The sequence below is a fragment of the Thermosipho affectus genome (genome assembly GCF_001990485.1).
In the GTDB taxonomy this organism is placed as follows: Bacteria; Thermotogota; Thermotogae; order Thermotogales; family Fervidobacteriaceae; genus Thermosipho; species Thermosipho affectus.
On record NZ_LBFC01000003.1, the window covers coordinates 18444 to 34726 of the forward strand.

The 16283-nt window shown below is 31.9% G+C and carries 13 protein-coding genes; 8 read left to right on the plus strand and 5 right to left on the minus strand.

Annotated elements, in window-relative coordinates; genetic code table 11:
- Nucleotides 1–7: 7 nt before the first annotated feature.
- Nucleotides 8–2146, minus strand: coding sequence for a sodium-translocating pyrophosphatase (locus XJ44_RS00730; protein ID WP_198927367.1), 2139 nt, complete (start codon nucleotides 2144–2146; stop codon nucleotides 8–10).
- A 150-nt stretch (nucleotides 2147–2296) separates the two neighbouring features.
- On the opposite strand from XJ44_RS00730, the gene XJ44_RS00735 reads away from it, so the two are divergent.
- Genes XJ44_RS00735 through coaE form a run of 8 tightly spaced genes read left to right on the plus strand, consistent with a single transcriptional unit; the run spans nucleotide 2297 to nucleotide 9839 of the window.
- Nucleotides 2297–3016 (plus strand): response regulator transcription factor, encoded by a 720-nt coding sequence (locus XJ44_RS00735; RefSeq protein WP_075665175.1) that lies wholly within the window; start codon nucleotides 2297–2299, stop codon nucleotides 3014–3016.
- Nucleotides 3017–3019: 3 nt separating this feature from the next.
- The gene (locus tag XJ44_RS00740; RefSeq protein WP_077197745.1) at nucleotides 3020–4291 is read left to right on the plus strand and encodes a sensor histidine kinase; all 1272 of its coding nucleotides are present in this window, start codon (nucleotides 3020–3022) and stop codon (nucleotides 4289–4291) included.
- Nucleotides 4278–5582 carry a thymidine phosphorylase gene (locus XJ44_RS00745; protein WP_075665177.1) on the plus strand — a complete coding sequence of 435 codons (1305 nt, stop codon included), beginning with the start codon at nucleotides 4278–4280 and terminating at the stop codon, nucleotides 5580–5582. Before XJ44_RS00740 ends, XJ44_RS00745 begins: the two co-directional genes overlap by 14 nt.
- Nucleotides 5583–5591: 9 nt before the next feature.
- On the plus strand, nucleotides 5592–7196 hold the full coding sequence (locus tag XJ44_RS00750; protein WP_077197746.1) for a phosphodiester glycosidase family protein: 1605 nt from the start codon (nucleotides 5592–5594) through the stop codon (nucleotides 7194–7196).
- Nucleotides 7197–7215: 19 nt separating this feature from the next.
- A complete protein-coding gene (locus XJ44_RS00755) occupies nucleotides 7216–7728 on the plus strand; it encodes an adenine phosphoribosyltransferase (RefSeq protein WP_075665179.1) in 513 nt (170 codons plus the stop codon).
- Between the two features lie 13 nt (nucleotides 7729–7741).
- Entirely contained in the window at nucleotides 7742–9091 is a 1350-nt protein-coding gene (locus XJ44_RS00760) for a glucose-6-phosphate isomerase (protein WP_075665180.1), read from the plus strand.
- Nucleotides 9091–9303: a hypothetical protein gene (locus tag XJ44_RS00765; protein ID WP_077197747.1), complete on the plus strand. Its 213-nt coding sequence runs from the start codon at nucleotides 9091–9093 to the stop codon at nucleotides 9301–9303. Before XJ44_RS00760 ends, XJ44_RS00765 begins: the two co-directional genes overlap by 1 nt.
- On the plus strand, nucleotides 9300–9839 hold the full coding sequence (gene coaE, locus XJ44_RS00770) for a dephospho-CoA kinase (RefSeq protein ID WP_077197748.1): 540 nt from the start codon (nucleotides 9300–9302) through the stop codon (nucleotides 9837–9839). Before XJ44_RS00765 ends, coaE begins: the two co-directional genes overlap by 4 nt.
- Nucleotides 9840–9847: 8 nt before the next feature.
- Here coaE and XJ44_RS00775 read toward each other — a convergent pair whose 3' ends face one another.
- From XJ44_RS00775 to XJ44_RS00790, 4 genes are all read right to left on the minus strand, one after another.
- Nucleotides 9848–10654 carry a GGDEF domain-containing protein gene (locus XJ44_RS00775; RefSeq protein WP_077197749.1) on the minus strand — a complete coding sequence of 269 codons (807 nt, stop codon included), beginning with the start codon at nucleotides 10652–10654 and terminating at the stop codon, nucleotides 9848–9850.
- Nucleotides 10655–10681: 27 nt separating this feature from the next.
- Nucleotides 10682–12661, minus strand: coding sequence for an excinuclease ABC subunit UvrB (uvrB, locus tag XJ44_RS00780; protein WP_077197750.1), 1980 nt, complete (start codon nucleotides 12659–12661; stop codon nucleotides 10682–10684).
- A 1-nt stretch (nucleotide 12662) separates the two neighbouring features.
- Entirely contained in the window at nucleotides 12663–14261 is a 1599-nt protein-coding gene (locus XJ44_RS00785; RefSeq protein WP_077197751.1) for an Rqc2 family fibronectin-binding protein, read from the minus strand.
- Nucleotides 14262–14349: 88 nt separating this feature from the next.
- Nucleotides 14350–16194 carry an ABC transporter substrate-binding protein gene (locus tag XJ44_RS00790; RefSeq protein ID WP_077197752.1) on the minus strand — a complete coding sequence of 615 codons (1845 nt, stop codon included), beginning with the start codon at nucleotides 16192–16194 and terminating at the stop codon, nucleotides 14350–14352.
- Nucleotides 16195–16283: the final 89 nt, after the last annotated feature.

Below are 16283 nucleotides of genomic sequence, written 5' to 3' on the forward strand. Positions count from 1 at the left end.
TCCTCCATTAAAAAATGTGAAATTCCAAAAATAAAGGAGCCAAAATTAATGAAATAACAGCCATTATTTTTATCAAAATATCCAAACTAGGTCCAACAGTATCTTTTAAGGGGTCACCAACTGTATCTCCTATCACAAGCGCATCGTGTTCTGTTGAGCCTTTCTCAAGCCCTTTAATTTTCCCCTGTTCTAAATGTTTCTTTGCGTTATCCCACGCACCACCGGCATTTGCACTAAATAACGCTAACATTATACCACTTAACGTTGTTCCAACCAATACACCACCGACAAACTCTGTTCCAAGTAAAAATCCAGAAATTATAGGCGTAAGAACTGCAATAAATATAGGTTTGCTCATTTGTTTAATTGCTCCTGCAGCACTTATCTTAACACATGTTTGATAATCGGGCTTTTCATCACCTGTCAAAATACCTGGCCTTTCTTTAACCTGACGTCTAATTTCATCTACCATTAATCCTGAACTTTTTACAACAGACTCTATCAAAATCCCACTAAACATAAACGGTAAAGATGCTCCTAAAATAGCTCCCGAAAGTGTTTTAGCATTTATGATATTTAAATTCAAAAGATCAAAAACGTTATTAAAAAACGTACCTGGAGATGTTTGGGAAAAAACATACGAAGCAAAAAGTGACAAAGCAGCCAATGCAGCAGAACCTATTGCAAATCCTTTACCAATTGCGGCGGTGGTGTTACCAACCATATCTAATTTATCCGTAATCTTCCTAACATCTTCCTCTAATTTTGCCATTTCACTTATTCCACCCGCGTTATCCGCAATAGGCCCATACGAATCAACGGAAACCGATGTTGCAACAAAGGAAAGCATACCTATAGATGCCATTGCAACACCGTATAGCCCTGAAAAATAATTTGCAAGCAAAATCGCTATAAATAAAAATATTGAGGGTAAAAATACACTTTTCATACCAAGTGCCAAACCACCAGATATCACAATTGCAGATCCCTGCTTTGATTTATAACTCAACTCCCTTGTAGGCCTAAAGTCATCTGAAGTGTAATATTCCGCCAATAATCCAATAATGATTCCTACAAAGACCCCTAAAACTGAAGAAAAATATGGTGAAAATTTTCCAAATCTAAACCCAAAAATTTCCAATTTTTTTACATCTGACAAATAATAATTAGTCAAAAGAAAATTTCCAAACAAGCTTAAAATTGCAGATAAAAACAAAGAACTGTTTAAATCTTTATGTGGATTTCCAGATCCTTTCTTTAATATTACAAAATAAATTCCAAAAATACTCCCGATCAACCCCACAGTAGTATACAAAAACGGGTAATAAATTAACTTCTTTACCGTTTCATAGTATAAATTACCTGATAGTGTAAAAATATAAGATGCTAAAACTATAGCAGATAGTATTGAACCCACATAACTTTCTAGCAAGTCTGCACCAAGTCCTGCAACATCTCCCACATTATCTCCTACATTATCCGCAATTGTTGCTGGATTTCTTGGATCATCCTCTGGTAATTTTAACTCCGTTTTTCCCACTAAATCCGCTGCCATATCTGCAGCCTTTGTATAAACTCCTCCTCCCACTCTATCAAACATGGCAATTATGGAGCACCCTAAAGAATATCCAGAAACAGTCATTGCAAATGGTATAAAATTAATCCCCAAATAGTTCTTTATAATCACTAAATTTTCTTTATCAAGTTGATAAGAAAAAAGCCAAAAGACTATACCAAGCCCCAGTAGTGCAAAAGAGGCAACAGACAACCCCATAACAGATCCACCCTGGAAAGCAAGCTTTAATGTTTTGTTTAAATCACGTGTTTCACGTGCAATATTTGAAACTCTTACATTTGCCCTAGTTGCAATTTTCATTCCTATAAATCCTGCAAGTGAACTCATCAACGCACCAATCAAGAAGGAAACTGATACATACCATGCAGTTATAAAACCAAGAATTATAGCAATGGGTATAGATATTTTAAAAACAACTGCATATTCATGTGAAATAAACGCATCTGCACCTTCTCTAATTGCAAGAGAAATCTCCTTCATTTTGTCGTTCCCCTCGGATTTTTTTGTGACAAAATAAAAATTTAATAACGCAAGCCCTATCCCCAATATAGGTATCAATAAATAAACCATCAACATCCCTCCTTTTACCAAATCTTAACTTAATTATAACAAGGTTTTGTTCCAAAATTATGTACAAGTATTTCCAATTTGTTAAAAAATATGATATAATGTTTCAAGAAGATATCAGTTAACATTTGAATTTGAGAGGAGGTTCCTTCTATGGGAAAAAGGAAAGTTATGGTTATTGATGATCAACCGGAAATTCTTGAATTAATTAGTTTCACGCTCGAAAAAGAAGGATATGATGTTATACCCGTCGAAGACGCTGAGAAAGCTCTTGAAGAGATTAAAGATAAAGATGTGGATATGTTTCTCGTTGATATAATGTTACCTGGAATGGATGGCTTTGAATTTGTAAGAAATATTAGAAGTCAAGAGAAACATAAATTTACACCTGTAATCTTTTTAAGCGCTAAAGGTGAGGAATTTGATAAAGTCTTAGGTTTAGAATTGGGTGCAGATGATTACATAACAAAACCATTTAGTATTAGAGAACTCCTTGCAAGAATCAAAGCTGTATTTAGAAGAATGCAGCTTTCCACTCAAGTAAAAGAAGAAAAACCAAAAAAGATAGTTGCGAAAGATTTGGAAATTGATGTAGATAAGTATGAGGTAAAAATAAAGGGTAAAAAAGTTAATTTAACCCCGTTGGAATTTGATCTTTTAAGATTTCTAGCCGAAAATGAAGGGAAGGTATTTTCCAGAAACGTACTTTTAGACAAACTTTGGGGGTATGATTACTTTGGTGACACAAGAACTGTTGACGTTCACATAAGAAGGCTTAGAACAAAAATAGAAGAAGATCCTTCGAATCCTAAATATATAGTAACAGTTAGAGGAAAGGGGTACAAATTTAGAGACCCTGGAAAGGAAGAATAATTAATGCTCTATTTGATAATTACTATATTTGTACTATTAATGTCTCTCTTTGTTGTAATACACAAATTAAAGAAAATAAAAAAAGAATACGATATACTACAAATTTCCATGAAAAAAATAGAAAAATTGATAGAGGAGGATAGGAATTCTCCTCCTCTTTATATTTCAGAAAAAATTAGAAAGAAAATAACGGCTTTAGAAGAAAAAATATATGAACTAGAGTTATCACTAAAAAACCACTTGACTATTTTAAATAATATAGTTGATCCTATAATAATAGCGAAAAAAGATGGAACTATTACATTTGCAAATATTGAAGCTCGCAATATTACAAGGCCTGGAGTTGAAGGAAGAAAACTATACGAAGTTTTTGAAGATTATTACGTAAATCAGATGTTCGAAGAAGTTCAAATCAAAAAAGATCTGAAATCCGGAGAAATAAACCTCTTTGTCAATGGTGAAAAAAGATATTACGAATTAAAAATAGTACCTGTTACACTGGAGCAAAATAACGAAAGGTATATTATAATACTCCATGATGTAACACAAGAAAGAGTTTTGGAGAATGTAAGAAAAGAATTTATTTCTAATGTTTCTCATGAACTTCGAACACCGCTTACTTCAATTCACGGATATGCAGAAGCACTTCTTGATGATTCCCTTGAAGATAAGGAATTAATAAAAAGATTTTTAACGATAATTGAATCTGAAGCCGCAAGAATGACCAGATTAATCAACGATTTACTTGATCTTGAAAAACTAGAATCTGGAAATACTCAATTTGTATTTGAAAAAATCAACTTCACCGAGATTCTTGAACATGTAAGAAATATAATAGAACCATTGGCAAAAGATTACAAAGTTGAAGTCGAGTTTGTCTACCCAGACAATATCGAACTTATAGGTGATAAAGATAGACTAACTCAGATGGTACTAAATCTAGTTGATAATGCGGTAAAATATACTTCTCTAAAAGAAAAAGGAAAGAAAAAAGTAACTGTTGAAGCATACAAAGAAAATGACAATATAAAACTAATTATAAAGGATACTGGCGTTGGAATCCCTGAAAAAGCACAAAAAAAGCTGTTTGAAAGATTCTACAGAGTGGATAAAGCCAGAAGCAGAAAAATGGGTGGAACAGGTCTTGGATTATCAATTGTAAAAACAATTGTAGAAAAACACAATGGTGTAATTGAGTTTTCAAGTAAAGAAGGAGTAGGAACAAAGTTTATCGTTACTTTACCAACGGGAGGTAATACAAATGAGACCGTATGATATTATTCTAAAAAAAAGAAATGGAGAAACTCTTAATAAGGAAGAAATAGAATACATGGTAATGGGATATGTAAATAAAGATATACCAGATTATCAGATGTCCGCCTTTTTGATGGCAATATTTTTCAAACACTTAAACAACGAAGAAAGGGCTATTTTGACGGAAATAATGGCAAAATCTGGTGATATGTTAGATTTATCAAAAATAGAAGGAAAAAAAGTGGACAAACATTCAACAGGTGGTGTAGGTGATAAAACAACATTAGTTGTTGCCCCAATAGTCGCATCACTTGGTGTTCCAGTCGCTAAAATGTCAGGTAGAGCTTTAGGCCATACTGGAGGTACCATTGACAAATTAGAATCAATACCTGGATTTAAAACTTCGTTAACACTAGATGAGTTTTTTGAAAATGTAAACAAATACAAAATAGCTGTTGTAGGACAAACTGCAAATCTTGCACCTGCAGATAAAAAGATATACGCTTTACGTGATGCAACGGCAACAGTAGACGAAGTCTCTTTAATTGCTTCAAGTATTATGAGTAAAAAACTTGCTGGTGGAGCTGATGCATTTGTATTGGATGTAAAGGTAGGTTCAGGTGCATTTATGAAAGACATTGATTCTGCAAGAGAACTTGCCAATGCCATGGTAGGTATTGCAAAAAGTCACAACAAAGAAGCCGTTGCTGTTTTGACTAATATGGATGAACCTCTTGGTTTCTTTGCTGGAAATTCTTTGGAAGTACTCGAAGCAATTGAGACCCTAAAAGGAAATGGAGATAAAAAATTCGTTGAGTTGTGCCTTACTTTATCCGCATGGATGTGTTATCTGGCTGGAAAAGACTCTTATGAAAAATGTTATAAACTTGCGTATGATTCTCTAAATAACGGAGACGCTTTAAATAAGTTTAAAGAATTTATAATCGCACAAGGTGGCAATCCAGATGTAGTACAAAAACCGAAAGATATATTACCTATTTCCAACAATTTTGTAGAATTTAAGGCAAACAAAGACGGATATATATCAAAAATAAATACGGAAAAAGTAGGAGTTGCTTGTAATTATTTAGGCGCAGGAAGAGTAAAAAAAGAAGACAAAATTGATCATTCAGTTGGTCTAGAATTTTTAAAAAAAATCGGGGATAAGGTCTCAAAAGGTGAAACAATAGTAAAACTTTACATAAGTGAAAATAGTGATGTGGAAAGTGCCCTTAATCTTCTTAACGATGCGTATACAATAGGTGACAGCGATGTCCAAAAACTCGATATTATTTTGGATATTGTAAAGTGAGGTGAATTTTTGAAAAAGATATTTGTAGCATTTATACTAATCATTGCCCTTGTTTTAAGTGCACATACTATAATTTATAAAAACCACGCTTTTTATTCGCAATCTGTGTGGATTAACGAAGAAGTATTAAAACAACTAGGTTTTCGTTTTGTAAAAAACGATAAGATATTTATGGTTTTTAATAATGATCTTATTATAGGTAAAAATGGTGATTTTACGTTAAATTTTGACAAGATTTTTAAAAACGTATATCAAATTAATGATAGTCAACTATACGTTAATATAGACTTTATAAAAGACTATTTTAAACTTAATGAATACTCATTAAATGGTCAAAAGATATTGTACGATACTCTCCCTGAACTAAAAAGTGTAAATTTTGAAAATAACAATTTATCTTTGTATTTTTCTTCAGAAATAACAAAAGAATTCTTAAAATTAGAAGTGGAAAATAGAGATTTAATCATCACTGTTGAACCTGTAAATGGGGATCCAATAGTAATAGGAAATGTTAATTTGCAAAAATCCCAAAACAAATTTTTGCTTTTTATATTAAACAACAAATTAAAGCCTGTTCCCATTACTTCATATCAAAAAAATATAGTAAAAATTGCTCTAAACTTTACAGAAGAAGAAAAAAGGGTTATAAAAGATGGCCTTATTTGGGAACGAAAAGTAGAAACATTTAACAAAGTAAAATATCTAATCAATTATTTAAGAATTGATCCAAAAAAAGTTGAAATACTACCGGTATTTCCACTTAATGGAATTGGTACAAGAGAAGATTTAAGACAAATATTAAAAAATAACGGTTGCATTGCTGGAATAAATGCAAATTATTTTGATCCATCAAATAATTTACCTATTGATCTTGTAATAAAAGACGGCAAAATATTATCAGATAAATACGGGTTAAGACCATCATTTATACTGACATACAACAACGAGGCTTTCATAAAAAGAATAAATCTTGAAATTAACATTTACATTGGTGATCTACTCTTTTTAGTTAAAGGTGTAAACACACTGGCAAAAGGTGAGGTATTGCTATACACAGATGAATTCGCTTTAAAGATACCAAAGGATGAACAAAAATTATACTTCATCATTGAAAACAACAAAATAAAAGCAATTGGATATATAGATAAGGTTCCAGATGGTGACATGGTTTTATCAATTGACAAAAAATATAAAAAATATTTAAAAGATGTAAAAAGTGGAACAAAAGTAGATTTAATACTAAATTCGGATTTTCCATTTCCTATAAAACATGCAATTGGTGCCGGACCTCTATTGGTCGAAAACGGTAAAAAACTAATAGACGGTGCAGAGGAAAAGTTGAGATATGGTAATGGAATAGCCACTTCAAAAACAACTAGAACTATTATTGCTCTAACAAAAGAGGGGAAAGTTGATTTTATAGTAATAGAAGGATATAATAACAACGGCGGAATGGATTACGATATTGCTGCAGATTTTCTTATATCAAAAGGATACTTTTTTGCGATGATGTTAGATGGTGGAGGATCAAGTGCTATGGTTATTCAAGATGAAGTGGTTAACCAAGATGGACAAATACAAAGAGGTATACCAGTAGGTTTAGGAGTAAAATAAAAAAACGGAGGTGCCTACATTGGAACTTAAAAAATTTATAAGAGACATTCCAGACTTTCCAGAAAAGGGAATTATATTTAGGGATATTACACCGCTTTTAAAAGATGCTGAAGCATTCAAGTTTTCTATTGATAGTCTTTCGGAAAAATTAAAAGATATCGACTTTGATATTATTGTTGCACCTGAAGCAAGGGGATTTATTTTCGGTGGAGCACTCTCATACAAGTTAAACAAAGGATTAGTTCCCGTAAGAAAACCTGGGAAATTGCCATATAAAGTAATTTCTGAAAAATATTCACTTGAATACGGAGAAGCAGAACTTCAAATGCACATTGATGCTATTTCAAAAGGACAAAAAGTAATAATATTTGATGATGTACTTGCAACTGGAGGTACTGCACTTTCTTTAAAAAAACTAGTTGAAAAATCCGGTGGAGAAGTAGTAGCTATGTCATTTTTGATAGAACTTAGTTATTTAAATCCAAGAAAAATCCTAAGTAACGATAAAATTATATCTCTTATTGTATACTAAAGGGGGAATTTTCATGCTAAAGTTTGATTTCACTAATCTATTTAGTGAAAGAGTTTTTGACAACATAACAATTGAAGATGTTAAAAATTACGAAGAAAAAATCAATAAAATCGCTAATGAAATTGATAAAAATAAACCTGGATTTGCTGAAATTGTATTTTCTAGAAAATGGATTGATTCAGTCTTAGATTTAAAAGATTTTATTTTTGAATTTGATAATTTAGTTGTTTTAGGAATTGGTGGTTCAGCTCTTGGTAACATTGCCTTACAAAACACATTAAAGCCATTTAATTGGAATTTTCTGTCAAAAGAAGAAAGAAAAGGAAAATTGAAAATTTTTGTGATAGATAATGTAGATCCAGATTACGTTGCTTCAATACTTGACACAATTGATGTAAACAAAACATTATTTAATGTAATATCAAAATCTGGTAGCACTGCAGAAGCAATGTCAAATTATCTTATAGCACGTGGTATTATTGAAACGTATGGATTAGATCCAAAAAAACATTTAATATTTACCACAGATCCAGAAAAAGGAGTATTAAGAAGTATCGCAAACAAAGAAAGTATAAGGACTTTGGAGATTCCTCAAAACGTCGGGGGAAGGTTTAGTGTTCTTACACCTGTGGGATTGTTATCTGCATACGCCGCAGGCATAGACATTGAAGCATTGTATGATGGAGCTAAAAACGCTTATAAAAAACTATTAAATCCACTGTTTGAAAACCCGGCAGCTTTAATAGCACTTACACACTATTTATACTACAACAAAGGTAGAAATATCTCAGTTATGATGGCTTATTCCAACAAATTATATTATTTAGCAGATTGGTATAGGCAACTTTGGGCAGAAAGTTTGGGAAAAAAATTTGATAAAGATGGCAACAAAGTAAAAGTTGGTCAAACACCTGTTAAAGCCCTTGGAGCCGTTGATCAACACTCTCAAGTGCAACTATACAATGAAGGACCGGATGATAAAATAATTACGTTCTTAAAAGTTGAAAAATTCAAAAGAGACATTAAAATTCCGCATGTTCATGATGAAGAAGCCCTCTCTTATTTACAAGGAAGCAAATTATCAACTCTTTTGAATAATGAACTTCTTGGAACTGAAAATGCAATACTTGAACATGGTAAACCATCTTTAAAGATAACATTCCCACAAATCGATGAATTACATGTTGGTGAATTTTTCATGACGTACGAACTTGCTACAGTAATTGCTGGAAGTCTTTTTAACGTTAATCCATACGATCAACCTGGAGTAGAACTAGGTAAAAAAATAACATACGCATTAATGGGAAGGCCAGGTTTTGAAGAATACAAAATAAATCCAAGCAGTGAAAGGATAGAGTTATAATGAAAATTATTAAAATACTAATAAAAGAATTTAATCCCGTTGAAATTTATGAATCAGAAGAATACATAACTTTAATTATAAACGATGAGACAAATATAGCGGAAAAATTAAAGCAATTTCCCAAAAAATATGAAGTTGAAAAAAGTCTTAGGATCTTAACCACAGAAGAGCTTGAAAAATTTTCTGAAAAATTAGGAGTGAAAGTGTATTGAAATACACCATCTGCGTTACTGGAAAGATAGGTACAGGGAAATCAACTGTTTCAAATTTTTTCAAAGAAAAAGGTTTTAAATACATAAATATGGATGAAATAGGAAAAGAAGTATTTTACTCAAAATCCAAAGAAATAAAGGCACTTTTTGGAACAGACAATAGAAAAGAAATATCCAAAATTGTATTTACACAAAAAGATATGTTAAAAAAATTAGAACAAATCTTACATCCACCAATGCTAAAAAAATTGGAAAATTTAACTCAAAATAACGGTTTATACGTAATAGAAGCAGCAATAAAAAGAAGGTTGAAAATTACATGTGATCTCACAATAACGGTAACTTGTTCAAAAGATGTTATTCATAAACGATTGGCAAACAGGGGGCTTAATAAAAGTATGGTAGATAAAATTTTGGAAAATCAAAGTGACATCTTAGATGAAGGAATTATAATCAGAAATGATTACTCTTTAGAACTATTAAACGAAAAATTAGAGAAAATATTTGCAATTTTAACTAAAACACTCCCTTGTTAGGGAGTGTTTTAGTTTAGTTTCTTTATTATTTTTTGTCTATACATTTCTTTATCAGATTTATTTATTGCCCCAATTACATCATCAAAACTCCCTGGTATATTTACAGATCCCCATGAAAATCTCGTTTTGGTATTTTTTTCAATCCTTTTCACAACCTTTTCTCCATATTCTCCATTCAAAAAGATGACAAATTCATCTCCACCCCATCTAACTATAAAATCTCCTTTTCTAATAAACTTCTTAACTGTTGAAACAAACTCCCTTAAAACTTTATCTCCCTCAAGATGTCCATAAGTATCGTTTATTTTCTTTAATCCATCTAAATCTACAAAAACTATTGTTCCTATTTTATTTTCCCTTTTTAACTCGTGATATTTTTTAAATAGTAATTCCATACCTGCCTTTCTGCTCAAAGCACCTGTAAGTTCGTCATAAAAAGCATTCTCTTTCATCGTTTCAAATTTTTTTACATTTTCATAATGGATTTCAGCTATAGCTAAAATGTACTTCAATAAATTTTCTTCAAACCGACTAATAGTATTGTAGTAAACTACTATCTTTAAATTATCAAATATATATTCACTAGAATTTCCCTCAACTTTTCCAAATTTATAAGCGCTTTCCCCATTCTCAAAGATTTCAACACCTAAAATAGAATGCAATATATTAAATATACTCTTGCTAAGCTTTTCTAAAAATTTAATTTTCTCAATTGTTCCAACAATATCTACAACAAAAATAGAAAAAAGCGGAAATAGTGCTTTCTCTTTTAATTCCTCGTTTGCTTTTAATATAATATCCCCTATCTTTTTCATGTGCTATCACCTCGTTTGGTTTATCGACTAGTTCTTTAAATTCTTTAACTTTTCCCTCACCTTAAATAGTTCATCTCTAATACGTGCTGCATCTTCATATCTTAATTCAGATGCAGCTTTGTACATTTCCTCTTCTAATATTGCCATGTATTCTTCCGCCGACAATGTTTCTTTTAGCATAAACACATCCAATCCTTTTTTATTGTCTTCTTCATCCATAAATTGTTTAAATATCTCTTCATTCAGTGGTTTTACAATACTCTGTGGCTTTATATTATACTTTTTATTATATTCCAATTGTATTTTTCTTCTTCTATTTGTTTCTTCAATTGCTTTCCTCATTGCAGAAGTAACTCTATCTGCATACATTATTACTTTACCATTTTGGTTTCTTGCAACACGTCCTATTATTTGAATAAGAGTAGTTTCACTTCTTAAGAAACCTTCTGTATCAGAATCAAGAATTGCAACCAGTGAAACTTCTGGTAAATCCAGACCTTCTCTTAATAAATTTACACCTACAACTACTTCTATATCACCACGTCTAAGTTTTTTCAAAACTTCTACCCTTTCAATAGTATCTAATTCTGAGTGCAAATACAAAGCTTTTATTCCATATTCTATCAAATATTCTGATAATTTTTCTGCAGTTTTCTTTGTCAAAACCGTTACGAGCGCTCGTTCATTTTTCTCCCTTATCTTTAAAATTTCTCCAATTAAATCATCCACTTGATTTTGCGTTGGTCTAACCTCAACCTCTGGATCTATCAAACCTGTAGGTCGTATAATCTGTTCAACCACTTGCTTTGAATTTCTAATCTCAAAATCACCTGGTGTTGCAGAAACAAAGATTATTTGATCTATCTTTTCCCAAAATTCATCAAATTTTAAAGGTCTATTATCAAATGCACAGGGTAATCTAAAACCATATTCTACCAAATTTTTCTTTCTAGAGTAATCTCCTCTGTACATAGCCCTTAACTGCGGAATTGTTATATGTGATTCATCTATAAAAATCAAATAGTCACTACCAAAGTAATCCAAAAGACTGTACGGAGGTTCGCCAGGTTTTCTACCATCAAAGTGTCTTGAATAATTTTCAATACCATTACAATACCCCAAAGTTGTAAGCAATTCTATATCATTCATGGTACGCTGTTTTAATCTTTCCGCCTCAAGTATTTTTCCATTTTTCATAAAATATTTTACTTGTTGTTCTAGTTCTTCTTTAATAGTATTAACGGCATTCAAAATTTTTTCTTCTGTTGTTATAAATTCCTTTGTAGGATAGATTATTACCCTATCAAGTTTTTCAATAATAGTTCTATTCAATGGATCAAAAGTAAAAATTCCATCCACTTCATCTCCAAATAATTCTATTTTTATACCATCATCTTGATAACTTGGAAATATTTCTATAGTATCCCCTTTTAGTCTAAAAGCACCTTTTGATTCTACGTCATCTTTTCTTTCGTATCCAATCTTTGCAAGATGCGTCAAAAACTTTCCCAATTTAATATTTTGACCTATTTCTACCTTAAAATTTAATGCACTAAAATCTCTTGGATCACCACAATTGTATATAGCAGACACACTTGCTACTACAATGACATCTCTTCTTGTGAGTATAGACTTTATAGCACTCATTCTCATGCGGGAAATAATCTCATTAATATCCGCATTCTTTTCAATATACAAATCTTTTGTTGGAATATAAGCTTCGGGTTGATAATAATCGTAATAGCTTACAAAAAATTCCACCTTATTTTCTGGAAAAAAACCTTTAAATTCAGAATACAACTGCGCAGCCAAAGTTTTATTTGGTGAAATAATTAAAGTAGGTTTTTGAATATTTTCAATAACCTTTGCCATTGTAAATGTTTTACCGCTACCTGTTATTCCCAACAATGTCTGAACTTTGTATCCACTTTTTAATCCATTAACTAATTTTTCTATAGCTTTAGGCTGATCCCCAGAAGGAACAAATTCAGAAATTACCCTAAACACCTTATAACCTCCTAGGTTCCACAAATAGTGTTTTGTAATTACTATATAAAACAAGTCCAGGTTTTAACCCCTTTGTTTTTCTAACATTCTTTGCCTTGGTATAATCCACAGGCACTTTCCCAGAATTTTTTCCCTTGCTATAACCTGCGGCTAAACTTGCTGCATATTCTATAACATCTTGATTTATTTTCTTTCCCGCATACTTTATTATTACATGTGCACCTGGCATCCCGCTAACATGTAACCAAATATCTTCATCTTTTGAATCTCTCACCAACATATCATTTTGCTTGTTGTTTTTTCCAATGTATATTACATACCCATCATACTCAATTTTTATAGGCTTAGATTCTTTATACATCTTCTTTCTCTTCTTTGATCTTACAAGCCCTACATTTTCCATCTCATTTCTTATATCTTCAAGTTCATTAAATTCATTTACCTCGTCTAATGTATACCACAGCTGATAAAGATAATCTAATTCCTTTTCTAAATATTGTTTTCTTTCCATTAGACCTTTCACTTTTACTTTTAATTTGTTATACCTTTTAAAATAAAAATTTGCATTTTCAATGGCATTTTTATTCTTATCTAGTCTAACTAAAACAGTTTCTTGAGTTTCCCAATCTACTAATTCAACTTTATCGACACCTTTTGGAACTTCATAGTAATAAGCCTTTAAAAGTTCCCCATATTTTCTATAATCATCGTAATTTTTTGTCTTTTCCAATTCCTTGTTTATTTTTTCAAGTGCATTTTCAATTTTAATAATCCTTTTCACAATTATATTTTCAAGATTTTTTTTCATTTGGAACAAAACACTCTTTTGTTCCTTAAATTCGAAAAACACATTAATAGCGTCTTCTATTTTATCACAATGCCTTTTTTTACTAATTTGTAAATGATGTAAAGGAAACGCGGAAATCTCAACAGGCATGTTATTTTCATAGTATAAAAATAAATATCCTTTCTCAAAATCATTTAAAATACTTTTCAGTGCCTCGTTAAAGCTCATGTTCTGCATCCTAAACATTAATTCTTTTACCGTTATTTTTGAAAAACCCTGCACTCTTTTATACAGCATTTCTACATCACTTTCATCTTCTACTTCATATGGTGTTATCTTTTCGGATTTATAAACAATAAATTCCTCACCAGGATAGATAGTCCTATACCTATTCTTTATTCTTTTATACGAATCTAAAATTACTCCATTTTCAACCAAAATTATATTCGAATGTTTCCCCATAATGTCAATATACAACTCATATACGTGTTTTTCACCTACTTCATCAATTTTAAACACAACCAATTTGAGTGTCCTTTCAAATTGAAAATCAATAACATCAACAACAATTCCCCCTCTTAATCTACTTCTTAAATATTCTACAAAATAGTGTCTTTTTGGATCTTGCGGAAGATTTCTTTTTTCAAACGTAATGTATGAAAAATTTGGATTTAATGATACTTTTAAATCAAAGCGGTGAAAACTAATATACACAACATTATTTTTGTAGTAAAAATTTCTTATATGCGCATTTAACAACTTTTCTTTTGCATAATCTACAAATCTCTTCATTACAAAACCATCATATGGCATTTTCTACCTCCTCTCACAAAATAAGTATATCATAAAAAAAGCGGCCCAAAGGGCCGCAAGCTCAATTATATCCAATAATTACTAATAATTACTCTTTTCCTTCGAACCAGTATGAATAGTAGTCATCACCTGGTCTCATTGCGTTTGGATACCAACCTTTAAGCCATTTTCTTTGTACCCTTACTCCAACAGGTTGATAAAGTGGTACACTAATTGCGTAATCTATTACAAACTTTTGTACTTTTGCATACAGTTCTGCTCTCTTTGTTGCATCTGTTTCTGCGGCTGCTTGCTCAATCAATTCATCCAAACTTCTTCCTCCGAGATCTGGATGAGGAGTACTTACAAATTCGCGGAACTTTTTACCTTGTCTTGGTCCATAATCACCTTTAGAATCATAATATGTAAAGATAAAGTTATCTGGGTCAGGGAAGTCTGCAAGCCATCCAAGAATGAATATTGGGAGCTCACCACGTTTCGTTGCATCTAAGAATGTTGGCCATTGCAATCCAACAACGTCTATTTTAATCTTTGGATTCAACATTTCAAGGTACATCTTAACCATCTCTGCCGTTCTTTGTCTTGCTTCGTTACCAAGGTTATATGCAACAGAGAACTTAAATCCTTTCTTCCAAGCTTCGCCATTCCATGCTTTCATTAATTCTTGTCTTGCTTTAAACAAGTTGAAATCGTAAAGCGGAAGTGATGGATCAAATCCAAGTAATCCCTCTGGTAATGCAGTTGGAACTCTCTTTGCAAAGCCTTTCAACACTTCGTCGATCAATGCATCATAATTTATAACGTGTGCAACTGCTTTTCTTGCATGTACATCGTTAAAGAAATCAACTGGTATACCATTTCCATCAAGTTTTCCACTACCAATGTATTTACTATCTTCCCTAATTGTCCAATTGAATCCCAATGCAGTAATTGAAAGTGTTGGAAGCCCTTCAATAATTTCAATATCTGGATTACCTCTAACTTGATCAAGGTATTGTATTGGGATATATGCAATATCTGCGTCACCTTTTTCGAGCATTGCTTTTCTCGTTGAGTATTCATCAATACCCCAAATTATAACTTTCTTAATCTTTGCAGGTTCTCTCCAATAATTTTCATTTGCTTCTAATATAACTTTTTGTTGTGCCCTATCCCATTCAACAAACTTGTATGGTCCAGTCCCCATCGCTGTTTGATAAAGTGGTGAATCTTCTTTTCTTTGATTGTGCCATTTCCACCATGTAGTTGGTTGTCCATCCCAAAGTCCTTGTTCGATACACCATTCTTTATCAAGGATTGCTCCCCAGTGTGCAGATTGTGCGATTACGTTCAAAAATGGACCATATGGTCTCTTAAGATGAAATACAACATTATCTCCTTCAACTTCAATTGCTTTATCTACTTCATCATATACCTTTTTGAATACTTCCTCAGCTTCTGGAAGTGGATTCCCATTTTCATCGAACAACTCATCATAATCTTTTCCAGAAACTTCCTTTACTAGATCCTCAACACTCCAAACACCGAAAATCGAATACCAGAGCATCCAAACTGGCCCACCTGCAGGATTGTAAAGTAATCCTCTTTCAAAACTGTATTCTACATCTTCTGGTGTTAAATCATTTCCATTGTGGAATTTGACACCTTTTCTAATTGGGAAAATATATGTTTTTCCGCCATCTTTAATAAGTCCGTTGTCAACCGTAGGAACTTCAGTTGAAAGTCTTGGTAAGAATTTGTTCAAACTTGAGCCATCGTATTGGATAAGGTTTTCGTATACTTGGTAAAGAACTTCACCGCTTGAAGTATCATATGCCAAATGTGGATCAAGGGTATCTGGTTCACCAATAGTTGCATCCACCAAAACGTTTGGATCAGCTGCAAACAATGCAACAGCTAAAACTACCATCAAAAACACCAAAATCTTTTTCACAAAAATCCCCCCTCTTCTAGAGTATAATAGTGCTCGTAACTATTATACCACAAAAATTACAAAGAAATCAACTCTTTTACACTTATGAA

Bases quoted from the DNA above. Each gene is read 5' to 3' on its own strand.
- XJ44_RS00730 (WP_198927367.1), bottom strand. From the start codon at position 2,146: ATGGTTTATTTATTGATACCTATATTGGGGATAGGGCTTGCGTTATTA.
- XJ44_RS00735 (WP_075665175.1), top strand. From the start codon at position 2,297: ATGGGAAAAAGGAAAGTTATGGTTATTGATGATCAACCGGAAATTCTT.
- XJ44_RS00740 (WP_077197745.1), top strand. From the start codon at position 3,020: ATGCTCTATTTGATAATTACTATATTTGTACTATTAATGTCTCTCTTT.
- XJ44_RS00745 (WP_075665177.1), top strand. From the start codon at position 4,278: ATGAGACCGTATGATATTATTCTAAAAAAAAGAAATGGAGAAACTCTT.
- XJ44_RS00760 (WP_075665180.1), top strand. From the start codon at position 7,742: ATGCTAAAGTTTGATTTCACTAATCTATTTAGTGAAAGAGTTTTTGAC.
- XJ44_RS00765 (WP_077197747.1), top strand. From the start codon at position 9,091: ATGAAAATTATTAAAATACTAATAAAAGAATTTAATCCCGTTGAAATT.
- XJ44_RS00775 (WP_077197749.1), bottom strand. From the start codon at position 10,654: ATGAAAAAGATAGGGGATATTATATTAAAAGCAAACGAGGAATTAAAA.
- XJ44_RS00785 (WP_077197751.1), bottom strand. From the start codon at position 14,261: ATGCCATATGATGGTTTTGTAATGAAGAGATTTGTAGATTATGCAAAA.